18 protein-coding genes and 1 tRNA gene are annotated in these 20,254 nt (G+C 35.4%); 1 reads left to right on the top strand and 18 read right to left on the bottom strand.

The features are described 5' to 3' along the window. Positions 1-68: 68 nt before the first annotated feature. The 7 genes from ruvB to recQ all read right to left on the bottom strand — a co-directional run bounded on the left by ruvB (position 69) and on the right by recQ (position 9,282). Positions 69-1,070, bottom strand: a complete 1,002-nt coding sequence (gene ruvB, locus ACGH46_RS08380) for a Holliday junction branch migration DNA helicase RuvB (RefSeq protein WP_411605246.1) — start codon at positions 1,068-1,070, stop codon at positions 69-71. Between the two features lie 13 nt (positions 1,071-1,083). Beyond that, positions 1,084-1,692: a Holliday junction branch migration protein RuvA gene (gene ruvA / locus ACGH46_RS08375; protein ID WP_411605244.1), complete on the bottom strand. Its 609-nt coding sequence runs from the start codon at positions 1,690-1,692 to the stop codon at positions 1,084-1,086. Between the two features lie 264 nt (positions 1,693-1,956). Next, positions 1,957-2,295 carry a YbaB/EbfC family nucleoid-associated protein gene (locus tag ACGH46_RS08370; RefSeq protein ID WP_267351877.1) on the bottom strand — a complete coding sequence of 113 codons (339 nt, stop codon included), beginning with the start codon at positions 2,293-2,295 and terminating at the stop codon, positions 1,957-1,959. A gap of 33 nt (positions 2,296-2,328) precedes the next feature. Beyond that, positions 2,329-4,461, bottom strand: a complete 2,133-nt coding sequence (dnaX, locus tag ACGH46_RS08365) for a DNA polymerase III subunit gamma/tau (RefSeq protein WP_411605243.1) — start codon at positions 4,459-4,461, stop codon at positions 2,329-2,331. 329 nt (positions 4,462-4,790) lie between these two features. After that, on the bottom strand, positions 4,791-5,969 hold the full coding sequence (locus ACGH46_RS08360) for a M20 family metallopeptidase (RefSeq protein ID WP_411605241.1): 1,179 nt from the start codon (positions 5,967-5,969) through the stop codon (positions 4,791-4,793). Between the two features lie 141 nt (positions 5,970-6,110). Next, a complete protein-coding gene (locus tag ACGH46_RS08355) occupies positions 6,111-7,337 on the bottom strand; it encodes a hypothetical protein (RefSeq protein WP_411590792.1) in 1,227 nt (408 codons plus the stop codon). A 115-nt stretch (positions 7,338-7,452) separates the two neighbouring features. Beyond that, entirely contained in the window at positions 7,453-9,282 is a 1,830-nt protein-coding gene (recQ, locus tag ACGH46_RS08350) for a DNA helicase RecQ (RefSeq protein WP_411605240.1), read from the bottom strand. 234 nt (positions 9,283-9,516) lie between these two features. Here recQ and ACGH46_RS08345 point away from each other — a divergent pair. Next, positions 9,517-9,593: transfer RNA gene (locus ACGH46_RS08345), tRNA-Val, on the top strand. Between the two features lie 1,035 nt (positions 9,594-10,628). On the opposite strand, the gene ACGH46_RS08340 is transcribed toward ACGH46_RS08345, so the two are convergent. From ACGH46_RS08340 to ACGH46_RS08290, 11 genes are all read right to left on the bottom strand, one after another. Then, positions 10,629-11,237, bottom strand: coding sequence for a tail fiber assembly protein (locus ACGH46_RS08340; RefSeq protein ID WP_411605238.1), 609 nt, complete (start codon positions 11,235-11,237; stop codon positions 10,629-10,631). 22 nt (positions 11,238-11,259) lie between these two features. Next, positions 11,260-12,768, bottom strand: a complete 1,509-nt coding sequence (locus ACGH46_RS08335) for a tail fiber protein (RefSeq protein ID WP_411605236.1) — start codon at positions 12,766-12,768, stop codon at positions 11,260-11,262. Beyond that, positions 12,765-13,421, bottom strand: a complete 657-nt coding sequence (locus ACGH46_RS08330; RefSeq protein WP_267360076.1) for a DUF2612 domain-containing protein — start codon at positions 13,419-13,421, stop codon at positions 12,765-12,767. The genes ACGH46_RS08335 and ACGH46_RS08330 overlap by 4 nt, the downstream gene beginning before the upstream one ends. Then, positions 13,414-14,535: a baseplate J/gp47 family protein gene (locus ACGH46_RS08325; RefSeq protein WP_411605234.1), complete on the bottom strand. Its 1,122-nt coding sequence runs from the start codon at positions 14,533-14,535 to the stop codon at positions 13,414-13,416. The genes ACGH46_RS08330 and ACGH46_RS08325 overlap by 8 nt, the downstream gene beginning before the upstream one ends. After that, positions 14,516-14,881, bottom strand: a complete 366-nt coding sequence (locus ACGH46_RS08320; RefSeq protein ID WP_411605232.1) for a hypothetical protein — start codon at positions 14,879-14,881, stop codon at positions 14,516-14,518. The genes ACGH46_RS08325 and ACGH46_RS08320 overlap by 20 nt, the downstream gene beginning before the upstream one ends. Continuing rightward, positions 14,878-15,546 carry a Gp138 family membrane-puncturing spike protein gene (locus ACGH46_RS08315; protein WP_411605231.1) on the bottom strand — a complete coding sequence of 223 codons (669 nt, stop codon included), beginning with the start codon at positions 15,544-15,546 and terminating at the stop codon, positions 14,878-14,880. Before ACGH46_RS08315 ends, ACGH46_RS08320 begins: the two co-directional genes overlap by 4 nt. A 429-nt stretch (positions 15,547-15,975) precedes the next feature. Further along, entirely contained in the window at positions 15,976-16,263 is a 288-nt protein-coding gene (locus tag ACGH46_RS08310) for a DUF6694 family lipoprotein (RefSeq protein WP_267351849.1), read from the bottom strand. 60 nt (positions 16,264-16,323) lie between these two features. Beyond that, positions 16,324-17,148 carry a phage protein gene (locus ACGH46_RS08305; protein WP_411599694.1) on the bottom strand — a complete coding sequence of 275 codons (825 nt, stop codon included), beginning with the start codon at positions 17,146-17,148 and terminating at the stop codon, positions 16,324-16,326. After that, a complete protein-coding gene (locus ACGH46_RS08300; RefSeq protein WP_267351846.1) occupies positions 17,102-17,458 on the bottom strand; it encodes a phage baseplate plug protein in 357 nt (118 codons plus the stop codon). The genes ACGH46_RS08305 and ACGH46_RS08300 overlap by 47 nt, the downstream gene beginning before the upstream one ends. Positions 17,459-17,526: 68 nt before the next feature. Further along, positions 17,527-18,249, bottom strand: a complete 723-nt coding sequence (locus ACGH46_RS08295; protein ID WP_267351844.1) for a phage baseplate protein — start codon at positions 18,247-18,249, stop codon at positions 17,527-17,529. Next, entirely contained in the window at positions 18,249-20,138 is a 1,890-nt protein-coding gene (locus ACGH46_RS08290; RefSeq protein ID WP_411605229.1) for a hypothetical protein, read from the bottom strand. The genes ACGH46_RS08295 and ACGH46_RS08290 overlap by 1 nt, the downstream gene beginning before the upstream one ends. Between the last annotated feature and the right edge of the window lie 116 nt (positions 20,139-20,254).

The following is a 20,254-nucleotide window of genomic DNA, read 5'->3' as shown; positions in this document are numbered from 1 at the left end:
CCGTCAATCGACGGTATTTAATCCATTTAATTTAGAGATCTATTAATAATTTAAACAGATTAAAATCGTTATTCGTGAATAATGCCAAAATGCCGATAAGCATGCGGTGTTGCAATTCTGCCCCTTGGTGTTCTTTGAATATAACCTTGTTGAATTAAAAAAGGCTCAAGCACATCTTCAATCGTTTCTCGCTCTTCGCCAATTGCAGCAGCAATATTATCTAAACCAACCGGACCACCCATAAATTTTTCAATAATAGCTAGCAATAATTTGCGATCCATATAATCAAAACCTTCATTATCGACATCGAGCATATCGAGTGCTTTGGTCGCTATTTTTTCATCGATAATACCTTTTGATTTTACATCAGCATAATCTCTGACTCGACGTAACAAACGGTTAGCTATTCGAGGGGTACCTCGTGAACGTTTAGCAATTAAATGAGCCCCTTCACAGGATAAATCCATACCCAAAAATTTGGCACTTCGACTAACGATATATTCCAGATCTTCGACACGATAAAATTCAAGGCGTTGTACGATTCCAAAGCGATCACGTAATGGCGATGTTAATGAACCAGCTCTTGTTGTCGCACCAATAAGGGTAAAAGGCGGAAGATCAATTTTTATTGAACGTGCAGCAGGACCTTCACCAATCATAATGTCTAGTTGATAATCTTCCATTGCCGGATATAAGATTTCTTCAACGACTGGCGATAATCGATGAATTTCATCGATAAAAAGGACATCATTAGGCTCTAAATTAGTTAACATGGCAGCAAGATCACCCGCTTTTTCTAAAACTGGGCCAGAGGTAGTGCGCAAATTAACACTCATCTCATTAGCAACAATATTTGCTAAGGTCGTTTTACCCAGCCCGGGAGGGCCAAAGATAAGAACATGATCGAGAGCATCACTACGCTGTTTTGCAGCTTGAATAAAAATTTTCATTTGCTCACGCACATGAGGTTGCCCGATATATTCATCCAGATACTTTGGACGAATTGCACGATCTAGAGACTCTTCTTCTTTTTGAGCTTGTGGAGCTATTAAACGATCCGCTTCAATCATAATGCTTACCTTTTTATAACGCTGATTTTAATGCTTCACGTATAAGCGTTTCACAATCCATTTCAGGCTTGATAACTTTACTGATTATACGGCTGGCCTCTTGTGGCTTATAGCCTAAAGCAATAAGGGCGGAAACAGCTTCACTTTCAATTTGATTTGAGGATTTTTTGATATTGCCAGTTTCAACAATGGTCATTGAGTCAGATAATTCTTCACCAAAGCGTTTAACACGATCTTTCATTTCCACAATTAATCGTTCTGCCGTTTTAGTCCCCACGCCCGGTAATTTAACCAGCGTTTTGATTTCACCTTGTTCAACCGCCACGATAAATTGTTGAGCCGACATTCCTGATAATATTGCCAATGCTAATTTTGGTCCAACGCCATTCACTTTGATCAATTCACGAAACAATTCGCGTTCTTGTTCATGATTAAATCCATATAATAATTGGGCATCTTCACGAACAATCAGATGTGTTAAAACGATAACTTCTTGACCATTGTTGGGTAATTCATAAAAACAGGTCATGGGCATAAAAACATTGTAACCGATACCGCCCACATCAATAAGCACTTTGGGTGGCTGTTTTTCTATAATGATTCCGCGTAAACGACCTATCACAATTAATCCTTAATATTGAGTGTTATCAGATTTATCAATGACATGTAACAATGAAAAAAGAATAATTACTCAATCAAATACAGTATTAATGAGTAAAGTGTATGTTGTCATTGATATCGAGTGTATAAACTATTGTTGTTTAGTTTACCTGATGAAATTGAAATAATAAAGAAAAACTGTATAAATAGACAGGCAATAAAAGGAAAAATTTTGCCGACCAATTCGGCAAAATAGTAAGTAGAAACAGCTGATAATTTGCTTAAATTAAAAAGGCATTTTGAAACCTGGTGGTAATTGCATTCCACCTGTAACTTGAGCCATACGCTCTTTTTGAGCTTCATCTAATCGGCGAGTTGCATCATTAAAAGCTGCTGCAATAAGATCTTCTAACATCTCTTTGTCATCTTCATTCAATAATGACGGATCTAACTCAACTCGTTTACAGTTATGAGCGCCATTAATGCTGACTTTAACAATACCTGCACCCGACTCTCCTGTTACTTCTAATTTGGCGATTTCTTCTTGCGCTTGCTGCATTTTTGCTTGCATTTGCTGGGCTTGTTTCATTAAATTACCCAAACCGCCTTTTCCACCTGAAAACATAATTATTCCTCGTTAAATATATTTAGTCCATAATTATACAGGACGAATACTTGTTTCATCAATCTTGGCTTCAAAATATTGGCAGATCATTGCCACTTTTGGATCTTGATTAATTGTCACTTTAGCTTGCGCAAGTTTTTGTTGATAAAGATCTTCACGCATTTCCAAAGGTGTTTTTATCGTTTGATTATCATCAATAATAACGTTAATTTTTAACGGTTTTTGTCGATAATTCGACATTGCTTTTTCTAATTTTGAAATATTTGCTGATGCATTAATGAGATGTTTTACCGCTGATCGCAAATGTAAAACGATATTTTCATCATCTATTTGTTCAATAGAGCAATTTATCACAATTTGCTTAATTAAAGGCGCAATATCAAGTTGCTCAATTTCGGCACACCATGCGTCTTTTTGCGCCATTTCATCAATTAATTTTTTCATCATTTCAGGTGTTTTATCACCATTTAATGATTCGCGAAAACTTTTCGTATCAATGATTAATTCATCTTTGGTTTCAATCAGCCCACACGCCTGCCATTGATAATTTTCTGCGGTAATTTGCTCTTCATCCTTATCGGGCTTATTTAAGTTATTTTCATTTGACTCTACGTGTGAACGTTTGTCTGTGCCATGCGCTAATGATGCATTGATACTCGCCTGAATTGGTTGATTTTTTTCAACCAGTTCAGACTTTTTTTTATTTTGTTCCTCTTGTATTAATTGCATCCGCATTTCTAAAATACTTTTCGTCATTGAAGAGACATCATCTGGGATCGGCATATCGTGTTTAGCCGGTTGTTGCTGATTATTTTGAGAGTGTTTTATATCAGATTGTGCGTTACTCTCAATACGTGATGTCTTTTCTAACTCAACTTGTTGAAAATTGTGCACTGATTGTGGTGAGCCAGGTGCTGATTTTTGATGAATATCAGTCACGGGCGGTACATTACTCATCGAGTCGGATGTGGCGTTTGATATGTCACTCTTACTAGCTGATGCTTGAATAGGTAAAGGCTTTGATGGCTGCGGTGCCTGAACCGTTGGCTTTGTATTTGACACTAACGTATTGTTATCATTAGTTTTGGGTTGAAATGCTAATGCTCTTAGAAAGCTCATTTCAACACCTATTTTTTTATCGGGTGAATAGGCTAATTCTTTTCGCCCCATTAATAATATTTGATAAAATAACTGAATATCATTTGGCGCAATGTATTGTGCTAAAAAGCGTATTCGTTCTTCATTATCGGTATAATCACCCAATGCTGTTGGTACAATTTGTAATAAAGCGATTTGATGCAAAAGCGTAATGGTTTCAGCCAATAAGTTATCCCAATCCACGCCTTGTGTTGCAGCTGCTTCAATCTGTTGCATCAAAGCATTGCCATCATTTTGATAAAGTGCCTCAACCAATAAAAAAGGAATTGTTTTATCCAGTGTCCCTAACATAACACTGACTGATTGCGCATCAACAACGCCATTACCTAAGGCAATGGCCTGATCGGTTAAACTTAAGGCATCTCGCATACTACCATTAGCCGCTTTGGCTAATAACTGAATCGCCTTCGGTTCAGATTCAATTTTTTCAAGTTGTAAAATGTGAGAAAGCTGTTCCGATATAAGCGAAGTATCAAGCACATTTAAATGTAAATGTAGACAGCGTGATAATATGGTAATCGGTAACTTTTGTGGATCGGTTGTTGCCAACAGAAATTTAACATGTTCTGGTGGTTCTTCTAATGTTTTTAGCAAGGCATTAAAACTGCTGCGAGATAACATGTGCACTTCGTCAATTAAATAGACTTTAAAGCGCCCTTTAGTTGGCAAGTATTGAATGTTATCTAATATTTCACGTGTATCTTCAACTTTAGTTCGTGAAGCAGCATCAATTTCTAAAAGATCGACAAATCTGCCTTGCTCAATATCACGACAATTATCACATACCCCACAAGGCGTGGCAGTAATCCCTGTTTCGCAGTTTAAGCCTTTAGCAAGTAAGCGAGCAATGGAGGTTTTTCCAACACCACGCGTGCCTGAAAATAGATAAGCATGATGAACCCGACCTAGCGAAAGTGCATTTGATAGAATTTTGAGGACATGCTGTTGCCCTACGACTTCAGTAAATGATTTTGGTCGCCATTTGCGTGCCAGAACTTGATAACTCATATTCACCATTGCGTATAACTAATCAATTTGGCATCAATAATATCATAAAGCGTAAAATTAGTCTTTAAGATGACAGTAAACAATTTACAATACTTTATTGAATGAGAATCCAGTCAATTTTTATTATTGACGTTTATTTTGATGAATGCTTTTAATAAATAGATTATTAATAAGAAATGAATAATAAGAATAAATTGAATTTGTTGTGGTTAGTTATTCAGAAATATGGGCGTGTTTACTAATACAGATTCATTGTAGTTGAAAATTTGAATCCAGAGTAGATAAATCTCAACCATTATTTCGATTCCATAATGGTTGATTATTCATATTTATTGTTGATTCAAATATGACCAAGCATATTGTGCGTAAAATTCTGCGCCCATAGTCATGCCGTCTTCATCAACATTAAAACAACCATGATGATGTGGCCATTGTGTATCTTTTTCAGGATTACCCGAACCCACTAATGCAAATGCACCAGGAATGTTTTCAGTATAAAAACTGAAGTCTTCACCGCCAGTTGTTGGTGGCTCGAAATAAAGGGCTTGTTCACCAAACGATTCAACAATGACTTTCTGTGCTAATAGCGCAGATTGTTCACTATTAATGACGGGTAAGGTGCCATAAATGTATTCTACTTCAGCCGTTGCACGATACATTGCAGCAACTTGATTGGCATAACGGCGAATAGCATCTTCAATTTTATTTCGCACTTCAACACTAAAACAGCGAACTGTACCTTCTAAAACCGCATTTTCCGCAATAACATTGAAACGAGTGCCGACATCCATTTTTCCTATAGTGACCACCGCCGGGGTAAGCGGAGACACTTCACGTGAGACAATCGATTGTATGTTCATCACAAATGAAGATGCCACCATGACAGCATCAACCGTGTCGTGAGGCATCGAGCCATGCCCGCCCTTTCCTTTGAATCGGACAGTAAGCAAATCGGCAGAAGCAAAACTTGAACCTACCACACAGGATACTTTTCCGACAGGTGTTTGTGACCAGATATGCATACCAAAGGCTGTATCCACATCATCTAATACACCTTGTTTTATCATGCCTTTTGCACCTTGTGCGATCTCTTCAGCAGGCTGAAAAACCAATCTCACATTACCTTTTAGTTGATCACGTATTGCATAAAGCGCTTTTGCCGCAGTCAGTAGCATGGCTGCATGCGTGTCATGTCCGCAAGCATGCATTTTACCGTCTATGGTTGATTTGTAATCAATATTGTCGTTTAACTCTTGCACCGGTAACGCATCGATATCAGCTCTCAATAAAATTCTTTTACCTGGTTTTCCGCCTTGGATATCGGCAATAATACCAGTTGGCTCAGTACGACGATAAGGGATGCCAATTTTATCAAGCTGCTCTGCAATTTTATCTGTCGTTCTGAACTCTTCCCACGGTAATTCTGGGTGACGATGCAAATCACGGCGAAAAGCGACCATTTCTTTTATATTTTGTTGTACTATCTTTTTAATATCTTGATTTATCATTTTACTACCTTTGTTCTTGTTATTTAGTCCATCAAAATTAATGCGTTTGATATTGAAAACATAATAAGAAGATAGTTAGAAAAACTGTTCTTAAATCTTGTTATCCGATTAGTTGTCATCAAACTTGTAGACATTTATCATTTACTGTATTGCAGGGGCGACTATCATATTGACCATAAAGCCTGCTAAAACAACCGACACTATAGTGACTGAAATAAATCCACCAATCAACATAGGCGGTAACATATGACGAGTAAGTACCTCTTTTTCTTTTTCATTTTTGGTCAAATTATTAATCACTTCATTGGTAATAATATAATCAGCAGGAAACCCATAGAGTGCTGTTAGTGCTATCGAAAACGCCATTTCTCGACTAACGTTTAGCATTTTTCCGGCAATAAGCGAAAAGATAAACATACCAAGTACAGCTGCTAATATAAAGACAACCAAAGGCGTAATTAATCTTACTAGCATGTCAGGTGTAGCTTGACTTAATGTGTCAAAAATAAACAGCATAAGCCCCATAACCGCTAAACCAAAACCACCCGCCTTTTTTAAAGGATGGCGTTCAAGAAAACCACACGATGCGGCAATCACACCGAATAATAGACAAAGTACAAATGGACTTATACTGATAATAGGATCCAATACTTTCGCCACGTAATAGGCAAAAAATCCAATAATCGCAATTCGTAAAAAAATAAAATAGGTTGTGTTATACCGTGCTGAAAACATCGCAAACATTTTTGGCATTGGATGTTCATCATTAGATTCGGTTTCTTCCTTATTCGATGTAGGCTTAGGATCATTTAAAGCATTCCATGTACCGTCATGATACTGTTTAAGCACTCTGCGCCCTTCACGTTTAAGCATGATTGAAGTGAGAGGATAACCAATAAAGCCTTGCATGACATAAATAATAATGGCGAACACGGCAAGATCTTGCAAACCGGCTTTTGTTGCTCCGCCTGCCATTATAATCGCGGAAACGATCCCACCCACTAAAGGTGGAATCGCAACAATAACTGTATTGTAGTCAAAAAATAAGTATCCAACGATCACAACCACAATGATGATTCCAACAATACCTGACAGTGAAATAACGATAGTTTTCCATTGACGCAGTAACTCTTTAACTGAAAGCAAAGTTCCCATGTTAACGACTAACAGATACATAAACATGACAGCAACAACTTTAGGTATTCCTGCTCGAGCGACAATATCTTTTGGGAAAAAAGTGAAGTAACCTGCTAAGAAAAGCACGGCACAAACGAAAACTGACGGCACCCATGCTTTGGTTCGTGTAGATACGATATCGCCTAAAAAAAGAATTAGTAGCAATAATACTAATGCAAGCATTTGAGACATATCATTCATTGTTGACATAAAAAGCTCCATTTTATTGGTTGTTAATTATTTAACTTTTCCTGTTGGATCATACAAATAATTATTATGCTAAGTTTATTTTTAAATAGTTTTAATATTATATATTGTTAATCATGAATTCTTTAATTTTATCAAGAAAAAGATTGCCATATTTTTCTAATTTAATTTTACCAACACCAGTAATATTGAGTAATTGTTGTTTGCTTTCAGGCATCGTTTGTACCATTTCGAGTAAGGTTGCATCACTAAAAATAATATAAGGTGGAACATCTTCACTATCGGCAATGTCTTTACGTAATTTTTTAAGATAACCAAATAAAATACGCTCTTCATAAGATAAAATAGTGGTTAAATTTATTGCTCTTGCATAACGATTTAAACGGCTTTTCTTCACAATTTCAAGTCGTGGTTTAGCCAAGGATAATGCAATTTCACCTTTCAATATTTGGCGTGCACGCTCTGTTAATTGTAGGGTATTATACGCAGCAATATTTTGTATTAGATAGCCATGATAAATTAATTGCCTTATCACATGAAGCCAATAATCAATGGAGTGTTCTTTTCCAATACCATAAACAGATAAACGATCATGTCCGTTTTCTTTTATCTTCGATCGGTTTGATCCTCGTAAAACCTCTGCTATATATTGCGCACCATAGCGCTGCTCAACACGATATATACAAGATAATACTTTTTGCGCATCAACTAAACCATCATAATGTTCAGGAGGATAAAGGCATATATCACAGTTATTACAAGGTTCGTGTCGTTGTTCACCAAAATAGTTGAGTAAAACGATACGACGGCAAGTTAAACTTTGGGCAAATGATTGCATTGCATCGATTTTATGGAATTCAACATCTTTGTGTTGTCCTTCCATTTTTTCACTAATCTGTTGTCGGTACCAGCTCAGATCATTGGCATTAAACAGTAGCATAACTTCAGCCGGCACACCATCACGCCCTGCTCGCCCGGTCTCTTGATAGTAAGCCTCGATACTGCGTGGACAATCGGCATGAACAACAAAACGAACATTTGGTTTATTGATGCCCATCCCAAAAGCAACGGTTGCAACAATGATTTGTATATCATCTTTTAAAAAAGCTTCTTGTGCTTGTTGGCGTTGTTGATTAGTCAGTCCAGCATGATAAGCTGCAACGGAAAATCCCCGTGCAGCAAGTCTGGTAGTCATATCTTCTACTTTTGAACGACTAGCGCAATAAATAATGCCGCTATTCCCTTTTTGGGTTTCAATGAATGAGACAATTTGGTCGGTTAAATTATATTTTTCGACAACAGTATAACGGATATTTGGACGATCAAAGCTACGAACGACAACTAAGGGATCCACTAAATTTAACTGGGTAATAATATCTGCTTGAGTCATTTTATCGGCAGTTGCCGTTAAAGCAACAATCGGCACACCAGGAAAACGTGCTGAAAGTTGTCCCAATTGCCGATAATCAGGTCTAAAATCATGCCCCCATTGTGAAATACAATGTGCTTCATCAATTGCGATTAAAGACGGTGGATTTTGTTCGATTAAACTTTGAAAATACGCTAATGCCAATCTTTCTGGTGAGATATATAAAAGCTTAATAGAATGATTAAGGTATTGTTCAATGACATTTTGCTGTTCGGATGACGATTGAGAACCATTTAGATAAGCAGCAGGAATACCATTTGCGGCTAATTGATCTACCTGATCTTTCATCAATGAAATTAAGGGTGAAATCACGATTACCGTTTTGGGTAGGATTACAGCGGGGATTTGGTAACATAACGACTTTCCGCCACCAGTGGGAATAATAATTAAAGTGTCACGCCCATCGATAATCGATTCGATAATCTCTTTTTGTTGATTTCGGAAAGATTTATAACCAAAAACATTATGCAAAACTGTATCAATCTGATCTTTTATCGACATGCTAACCTAAAAATAAATCACTGCTGTTAATTTATCGAGTATAGCTAAATTTAAAGCAACAAACCACCTTGAACTGATATTTGTTTTCAATTTAGATTTGTTATAGTTTTAAAACTAACAAATTTTGTGTTTTTTATAGTCAAAAATGTTCAACAGCTGAAAAAACAACCAAAAAATAATTTTTTTACTTGCTTGTAATCAATTTGAAAGCTAATATTTGCGTGTTTCAAATTTACGCCCGTAGCTCAGTTGGTTAGAGCATCACCTTGACATGGTGGGGGTCAGTGGTTCGAGTCCACCCGGGCGTACCATTCTAAAGCCTTATTCGAAAAGGCTTCATAAAGGTTCACTTTCACATCAATTTTTTTGCTGGGATAACTGCGGGGTAAAACTCATACCATTTTTTGCGAATTCTTGTGACACACCTCCCGATTTTCTCTTTAATTCACACTCCAAAACAATATTAGTTTATGATGAATAAAACCAAATAATTATGTAGAAAATAATAACAATAAACTACACACTACCAATTTACATGCGTCAAACGCCAGATGATTACGAAAATGAAATCATCGGCGAATGCTACATTATTAACAGTGACGACGAGCACAATTATGTGTTCTATCAAACATAGAAATCACAATAAGATATGACTGATTTGGTTATCCTTAGCGATACAATAAAGTGTTGTAAGTTGAAGATTGATAGTGTTTATTTATTAATACATTAGATATGCTAGACTAATATTATTAATTGGTTAGGATCGTTTTATGAAGTATATACATATAATTAATTTTTTATTGACGAATGATTTAACACATTTGAAGGGGGGGGGTGGCAGGCAGAGGTCGCAAATAATAAAAAAATAAACTTTTATCAATTATTGAAATTATACGTCAAACCAATATTCAATAAAAAAGAGTATTTATTTTGGTGGCGTTTAGCTAATGAAATGTCTATATGTGGAAATAAAAAACAAAAAGAAATTGCCCATAAAATACAAAAAAATTAATATATTGATTTAAAATTGATATAGAACTAGGAGCAAAAATTGGGAAAAATTTAATATTAGCTCATCCGTACTCCATAACAATAACGAAAAACACGATAATAGGGAAAAATTGTTATATTCTACAAAATATAACAATTGGTGGTGCAAATGAACCGATTAAAATAATAATTGGTGATAATGTTTCTATTGGTGCTAATTCAGTTATTTTGGGTGGTGAAATAAAATAGGCAATAATGTAAAAATCGGCGCAATGTCATTTGTAAATAACGATATTCCAGATAATTGCACTGTTTATACGCAAAAAACAAATACAATTATCCAGAATAATTGATTATCACTGTGGTTTTTTTGGCCAGTCAATCTCTGGTGCAGTATCGACATCAATACGATTTAATAGTGCACGATATTTTTTCCATGCTGAATACAACGTCTTTTCTTCATCAGTTGCAATATCAGTATCAATTGCATCTTGTAGATAACTAATTTGTGTAGTAGCTTCGCTTAATAGCTGCTTTTTTTGTGTTGTTGCTATAGCTACATAGTGCTGATGCTGTTTATTTTCATCTAACACCCATTTTTCACCATCCCAACTATCGAATTCGCTTGACGGTTTTAATAGCGTGCAATCATTCGGAATATCACCGATTTCTGTTGCAGTTGATTCTGCTCCTGTTTCGGTTAAATAGATTTTTTTGCCACGATGATCGGCAGGGTATACCCACTTATCGCCATCCCTGACGATCGCTTTATCGCCCTTGACGGGTTTTGGTGCGTCTAAATATGCGTGGGCAGGTAAGCCAGCGCCAGCGGGTAGAAATTGATATGTTGCGTTCTGAAATTCACCTGTATGCGAAATAACATTATAAACAATTACCCACCCTGCTGATGTTGTTATTCCGTTCTCATCTAAAATTGCTGTTTCTGGTTGTAATTTGTATTTCATTGTAAATCTCCAAATCTCTAAATTATTCTGCTTTAACTATGTACATAAATGCGACGTTACGCGGTCTAGTTTCGTTATCGCCTGTTAGTTCCGTCCAGCCTGTTTTCTGTGTTCCATTCGCTACTGATGCCGTTAGACTCCCTGCACTGCTAAATGATGTTCGTGAATTAATCGCGTGATTATGACGCTGAATAGCAAAATTTTGCCAACTCAATATAACCCGGTACGGATCTGCTCCCCGTGCATTATCCCAACCTCGAATAAACTCACCGCGAAGATCGGGCAACCTCCCAGCTGGGTATGCCGACGCTAATCTTGGAAATTGATTAACATCAAACGGTGCGCCATTGCATTCAAACCAGCCAGCTGGCGGATGAACCAGAGGCCAAGGCAGAGGTATGCCCGGTGGCAATACAAGGTGACTATTTGTAGTTGTAATTTGCTCAGCCCAAGGCGACCAGCTCCCTTGCGTATCTGATCCTCGATACGTTCGGATAAATTGACGGTTGTCCTTGTATAACGAATAAATCTGAACACAGCCATCAACACCGTCACCTTGTGTTAATTGCACGCTAAGTGAACCCGCGTCGGTAGCAGGGTAATTGCGCTCAAAACTCGTATTCGTATTTGCATTCTGGTAATAAATTCCGTGTTGCCGTCCACGAATATCGTTCAAATTTTTATTATATAAAAATCCGCGAAATGGATACGCAAAATTGTTGACATTTTCAGTTGTAATAAACTCTGTCCAGTCGTAATCGCCGTCAAAATTTTTATTATTTTTATCTATAGTAACGCTACGAAATTTTGCACGTTTAGATAAAACATCAATAGCAAGATCACTAATTGACTCATTCACAGCAGATCGAATTATATGGCAACGATCAAACGGCTTCGATCCCTGTGTTTGCTGTTGACTAAATAAAAATCCGCTATAACAATTTTCTGCAGCATCAATTGACTTTTCTCCGAGCGAACTGGATATCCCAATGCCGTACGAGCGTTTTTTTAATACTGGTTCACCATTAATGTATAGCTCTCCGGACATTTCATCGCCAGTTTTTTTCACAGCATTTAATGCTAAATCATGCGTTTTTTTAATTGCTAGCGGAGTAGCTGCCTCTGTTTCTGATTCACTATTAATTGAAGAACTAAGTGTAACTAAACCATTTCGTGTAATACTAGCATTAGGAATTTCATCCTGTGTTTTTTTCCATTTAGTTGTGTTTGTTGAAGGGCGAGCATTATCATTGCTAACAATTGCTGTATACAAGATACCATTATATTTTATGATTGCATTTGCAGGATATGTCACTGATTCGCTCCATTCCGGAACGCCTTGTTGCAGCAAATACAGCATATTTTTATCAATTCGATTAAATGCGCCATTCATCCATTCCATTGGTGGTTTCGAAGCAGTTTGATCGATGGTGATTCCCCAGCCTCGACTTACATCAGGAAAATCCGTAACTTCCCCTTTTTTTGCTGAATCTGCAAAGATTAAATAATCTGGTTTTTTTTGTATAATCATTGAATAGTTCCTATTTCTTGAAGTCGAACAAATTTGCCTAAATTAAAACCGAATGAGGCATTGTCATGCGAAAATCCAAACGGTTCGTTATTAATTAGAACAATATATTGATACATAACACCAACAGGTCGGGCTAAAATATCCATTTTACTAATTGCATATAAAGTAAGTGAATTGAGTTGATCACTGTTAACTAATACATTCATTGTCATATTTTGGGAATCAATAATATTTCCATGTTTGCCAATCACGAATTTAATTGATTTTACAATGTTTGATATTTCACCACTTTGATAATTTTTAGTAATTTTTGCCTTAATAAAGAAACGATAATCGCTATCATTTAATACAACAGATGCCGTTAAAGCGTCGCCATGTCGATAAAATTCACCAATATCAAATGATAATGCTGTGTTATCTTCTAACCATCCAAAATATTCTTTGGTGATAGCAGAAGGTAACACGCGCGAGACGCCAACATGACGACCAATCAAATCAAGTGCATAACCTGTCGCGTCGTTGATGCTGAGAACATCAGCAATTTGAATGACATTGTTAAACGTGTTACCTGTCTCTTTATTGATAGCTTTGATAGTACCTAATGCCTTGGGTTTTGTACGATATTGCCAAATGAGGAATTTTTCTCTATTCATCTATTAGCACCTCAATATGCGTTATCTGTGCATACTCTCGATAATCGATATTGACAATGTTGGCACTGTTTACAGCGAGTTCTTTAATATAAAATCCGTCAACTAAGTTAATGCTTGAAATAATACGGGATGCATACACATTTTCACCAATTTCAAAATCAAGACTTTTTAAATTAGCTTTAATCTGTTCTGAATTGATATCATTAAAAGATTTGTAACGACCAATTGTCATTGAGACATTGATAGCGACTTTTCTTGGTCTATCAAAGTAAACTTTTCGAGGTATTTCATCTAATAAATACATCGTCTCAATTTTCCCAAATAGTCCACAACCGCCAATTTTCTTTTTAGTGATCACCTCTGCTATTTTTTCATCATCGCCACCAAGGATCACAGCATTAAATGAATGAGCAGGCACACCCTTTTCATCCGTTTTATTCGTATAGTTTTCATATACTACGCATTTAGTCACACCGGTTATATTCATTAATGCAGACTGTATGCCTTGGCGATCTTCATAATTATTGATTGAATGAGATAACATAAAGCGTTTTAATAGTTGCGCATCAGTTTCTTCATCAACTCCGCCATAGCTTTGGGTGTTGGCAGTAATTTTATCTATGCCGATGATAATAGTGCTCGGTGTAAATTCATCCATTGCGTTAACGGTATAATGACCTAACTCTAGCGATCTAAATTTTGAACGAGCACTACCTAAATCATTTAATTTTATTGGCTCGGTTGTCACCCATTTATTTTTATTTTTATCAACATAAATAGCGTTTTGAGGGATTAATGTGTTTGGCGTTCCATTAAAAATGACTTCATCGATGTATGAATATGATGCGGTTATTCTTGTTAATCCTGCATACATTGCCCGTTGTTCCAACCACTGCCCCGTTGCTTGATAAGGGTCTAACATCTGAATAATAAATGATACTGCTTGATGTATGTTCGATAATTCCTGAGAAAATAAACCGAGCAATTGCCCATCTGGCGTATCACTATCTAAATTGACATTTTCACCATAAATCGATTTAAAACTTGTTATTAAACGATTTTTAATTGTGTCAAAATCATCAATAACAATTCCTTTATCTGTTATCTGTAACATTAAATGAAGCCTCATTAGAATTGTTGAATTTATCTGTGTAGGTAATTTGAATGAGAAACTCACGCATCTCGCTATCCAATAAAATATCGAACTCATCAATACTAATCACACCTTCAATGTTGAAAATTTGTTTTTTTATATCAATTTCCAACTGTTTAGTATTTGGGTTTTTAGCAAGATAATCAAACCAGGCAATACCGTCATTGCGATCCAAAAACCAATCTTTTTTTAAGGATAATAATTTAGTTTTTACACACTGGGCTATTGCATCTGACTGATGTAAATAATTAGCCAAACCTTGCCCAAATGTCCAATCATGATTATTGTCTAACTCTCTTACTTTCATGTTGGCTCTCCTGTGGTGTCTTCGCCGCTTTTCACACCTGTATGTCTATGAGTATTCAAACTAATTCCTTTGTTTGTTATGACATCTTGTGCAGTGATTATGCCGGCACTAATTGTATTGCCGTTAGATTGATTGAAACTACCAATTTGGTCATAGTTTCCAAACTGTTGCTTATTTCCTTCATGTACAATATTGCCTTTGATATAGATTGTTCCTTCCGTTAATCGAATATGAGTTAGCCCGTCATCTGTTTGCATCGATACGCCATCATGATAAAAATCTGGAATTTTGTTAGGTACACTGTTACAACCAACGATAAAAAAACCATCGCTTAAGTCATTCATACGATTATCAAGCGGTTTTGATGCTTCGCCCGATGCAAACCAGCCATCAATGCAACGACTGGAAAAGACCACCAGACCTTCATCACCTGCTTTGATAGGCACCGTAATACAAAAACCGCCGGCGTGAGGAAATTGTGCAGGAACATCAACCAATGGCGGAATCGATATCTCTTCCCCATTTGCTAATACTCTATTAATCATCGGTTTACATTGCACTGTATGACCATCAAAACTGATCACCTTTGCAGGCAATGCCGTATAAATATTTGATTGGGCACGTTTAATTTGATTTTCAATTGCTTGGTATAGCGTATCAACCATAATTTACCTACGAATTTAAGCCAATAAAAAACCACCTTTGGCAGGTGGTTAATTTATTGTTGGTTACAGAGTAATTGTCTAGTATTGACTGATATAATGATTATTTTAATTAAAATAACTTATTGTTTTATAAAAGATACCAGAAATTTAATTTTGATTTGATAGATTAGAAAATATTTGAAACGAATGGAAATAAAAAAATTACGTTGAGATTGCAATCTTTAGCTTCGGGAACGTTAGCGTATATCTGCTAACTTTAATATTACAGTAAAATGTTTGATTAGATTAAGCGTGTTAACTTTGTTTTTACTAAGCTTTACTTAAAACATCTAAACAATGGTACAATAACAATAAAAATGACCAGATCCCAAAAATTGCAATCTTTTTTAGATATTAATCAAGAATATTCATTTGATTGCATTAATAGGTTTAATTAATTTGCTCAGCAAGTTTAATCACTTCTGAAACAGTTTTACCATCAAGTTTTTGCTTCATGATTTCTTCCATTTTCTTATTATCGTAATTTGCTTCGGTAGCTGCCTGCATATTAATTTTACTCAAAGCTGCTGTAAAAGATTGCGCTTCACTGAAGTTAAGGTCTTTTACAACTTCAGCTAATGATTCTTGATATTTTTCAGGTGTTGAAGCATCAATCTTTTTATCGCCACAAGCAGTTAATAAAGTTATAGACATTAAAAGTACAAGTAATTTTTTCATTTTTCCATCCTTTTATAAATTATATTGGGATGCTCATCCTATATCTAAATTGATAACAAATCAAATTTTTTCGAAGTTACCAAAAATACACTGTAATTTGCTTTGCCAGTTATTTCCATATAGATCCCCACTATGTTGTAACGCATTAATTTTATAGTCTCCATTAAGTTCTGTGAGTTTAGATTCAACTCGAATTAATGCACCTATCTTATAATGCGGATTACATAATGTTGTTATTTCTAACCCTTTATCTGTCTTTTTAGGCGTTCCTATCATGCCCGTCGTTCTTGAAATAACAAATCCTTCATGATTTGAAATAGCCTTATTTTTGGGGATAACAATCAGTTCGTCATCTTGGATAGACCAATCGGCATCATTATTATTTGCTATTTGGTGCATAAGTTCGCGAGTATCACACATGAAAACTTTTCCGCGAGGAAGTGCTTTATTATTAGGAAGATTAACATTGCCTTTTTTTAAACCAAAACTTTTTAACGCTTCATTAAAAAAATCATTGTCAGTTTGTCCTTTTTCTAATGTTTTGATAATAACTTTTTCTGTAAAAGCTTTGTGACCATCAGCACACCTTAGGGTCGTGATAATATCCAGCTCGGAAAGTTGATTTTCCACCGTTAAAATATCACCACAAAAAATCATCCGTAAGACATCATCCTGATAACTAACATATAATTCTACATAATCATATTGTTTCGTGCTGATTAAATTACGATTTGAATCGTTGAGGTTGTATATTGAAATTTCAGCGGTGTTAGGATCGGAAGTAAGTGTTTTGTTGACCGAGAAAGTGACTCTAAGATTGTTCAATACAATACTTTCTTTACGATTGCCTATTTTCAGTTCTAAAACTCGCCCGAATTGTCTCACGATATTCATCCTTTGTCATAATTAATAATTGCATTCGATTATGTAAGTCATTTTTCGTTATTGCATTAATTCCTAATCCTGATTTGTCATAAAGGACTAAAACAAAAGGAAGGTCAAATTCAATAAGCGCTGGACTGCCTACAGACAGTCCTTTATTGGTTGTAATATATTGATTATTGTTAATATCAAACAAATCAAATTGGTAGCCGACTAATACCGTATTGAATCTTAATGTTAATCGTAAATTCATATCGTATAATGTAAAGGTTTGTTCTAGCACATCATCATAAGTTGTCTGAATTATATACATACTTAATCTCTCAAATTTTCTTTATTTACCAACAACTAATCACTTTTTTAGCTTTGAAGTTATCTACATTACTTAATAAACCAACTAAAAATCTTATAAAGAACAGATTTTAGTTCTTCGATTTTCTGTGGTTGTGTTTTACCAAGATTCTGTTTTTTAACCGTTTGATTTAGACCACTTGCAATTTGCGTTTCGACGATAAAAATTTCTCGAAACGTTAAGGAAAACTCACCATAAGTATTTTTTTGTTGAGTCAAACCCACAGAACTTAGAACCATATTATTATATTGCTTAGCATTAGTTTGCAGGATAACAGGTTCACCACTCCGTTGAATTGCCAGCAATTTTTCGTAAGCGTCTGCAATACGATCTGAAAATAAGCTATTTATAATAGGAGACTGATATTCAGGTAGAAAATCGGCCACGACTTGATTCAACCTTTCAGCGCTTGTTTGAAAATGTGATGCAAAACGATTTACCATGTTTTCCGCTTGTGCTGCAAAAGTTTTGATTGGCATAGGCAAAGGGTAATTGGATAAATCTATTCCCAAAAAATGGTCAATCGAGAAAGTATTTTTTTCATATCCCACAATAAGACCATTTATTGAAATCTCTTTTGGTTCTAAAACTGCATGATCGGCAATATTAGCCCCATTTTCAATGGGATTTTCTGTGACTTTTAATTTTGATGTATGCTGTTCGACAGTATTAATATCTAAACTGAATACAAAATTGTCAGTAACAATTAACCCACTATTTTTTGATGATTTGTTTAAAATAGATTGAAACATCAGTTAGACCCCATCGCTGTAACTGTATTATCATTGATTCGTCTCGCAGCATTGTCGACAAGATTGCAAACTTGATCGAGACCATTCTGAGGTGTAGTTACATTCATTGTATTATGAATTATTATTTCACTGTTATTATTGACGTTTTTATTTAATGCAGATAAACCTCCAGCTTTTGCTACATCTGTACTCACGAGTGCAAGATTTTGGGTTGCGGAATAATTCGTGGCTTTAAGATTTTCTTCTTGAGCTTGTTCATCTTTATCACTACCAAAACCAAAAAAAGAAAGTACACCTTTTATTTTACTTTTCATCTTATCGATGACAGCAAAAAACTTGTCTTCAATCCATTTCAAACCATCTTTAAAAGGTTGCGTAATACAGTCAAGAATACCAGAAAACGTTTTTCCTAAATTATCGATAAAAGAAGTGACATCAACACCCCAAATCTCAAATAATCCTTTTATGAATTCCCAAGCAGCTTTAAATGGCGCTGTAATAAAATCAGTTATTGCTTCAAAAGTTTGACCAATTTTCTCAGTTGTTGAAGTGCTATCATCCGTCCAAATTGTAAATAAGCTTTTAACCAATTCCCAAGCAGCCTTAAATGGTGCCGTAATTAAGTCTAAAATTGCGTCAAAGGTAGCGCCTATTGCATTGACCGTTTTCTCGGCATTTTCTTCACTCATACCAAAGTACATGAGTATATCTTTTATACCATTTTTAAAGAAATTAGTAACTTTATTCCAAAAATCAGAAAAAAAGGAAACAAGAAAATCCCAATTATCGTATATAAGATAAGCAGCCAAAGCGATAGCAGTAATAATAGCCAGAATTGGATTAGCTATCATGATAGACGTCAGTGTTTTTATTGCACTGCCAATTGTTTTAATAATTTTAACTAAATTTCCAAGCGTTTTGAGAGCATTACCAATACTTAGAATAGCATTGGAGATTGAGGTAATTAATTTAGCCTTAGCTGATACCCACGCTATTTTTCCGCCTAATAAAAGCAAATAGCCCAATACGGCAAAAATAATACTTTTCCAGTTTTTATCTAAATTTTGCCACCAATTTATCGCATTTTTTATGTTGTCGATACAGGCTTGCCAAAATGGACCAAATAGACTCTTACCACCTTTCAAGAAAACCATAAAATCATCAATGATCAACAATAATCCAGCTATCAAACCGATGACTAGCCCAATCGGACTGAACAGCATAGCACGATTTAAAACTGCCCAAGCAACACTTAAGGCTATTATGGCGTTTTCCCAACCAATGGTATTAGAAATTATCATATCGATAAATTCAAAAGCATGTTTTATAACTTGAATAAAATTCGAAAGAACACTAATTACGACGTTGATACCTTTGGCAATCAATTCCTTGTTAGCTTTGAGCCATTTATTAAAGCTTATTACAAGTTCAGTTACTCTTGGTAATAATCCTAAAGCAATTTTCGTTTTTATGCTGTCAATCGCAAGACCGGATTTCTCAAGTTCGATCTTATATTTCTTTACTTGTGCCAGTTCACTTTTCGAAATCGAAAATAAGAGATTTTTTTTGCCAGCAAGTTCTTCTGCTTTATCAATAGCGCTGTTAAAAGCGCTAATCATTTTTTCCCCATAGTTTTTGGCTGCAGCCGTAATACTTGTTAAAGCTTGTTTTAAAATCTCAAATTTAGATTTAGCTTTTTCAGATGACTCAGCCGCTTTTTCATTAGATTGACTCGCATCGTTAATCGCATTATTAAGTGTAGTATTTATAACTTTGCCAATGTTAGATAACTTCATTGCACTGATTTCTAAAAAAGTCGTGACTTTAGTTAGATTGTTTACCTGTGAGATATCAACACCAATTTTTATCAAATATTGCTCTAGATGCACTTTAATTCTCCTTTGGCTTTTCAGCCAATCTAACTTCTGCTATCACATGGTGCATATCGATAACATCATCAAGTGAATATACAGTTTTTAATTCGTGGAGTGTTGCATAATTGTTG

It is taken from the genome of Gilliamella sp. CG22, assembly GCF_046635725.1.
Taxonomy (GTDB): Bacteria; Pseudomonadota; Gammaproteobacteria; order Enterobacterales; family Orbaceae; genus Gilliamella; species Gilliamella apicola_I.
This window is presented reverse-complemented; position numbering and strand designations above follow the sequence as displayed.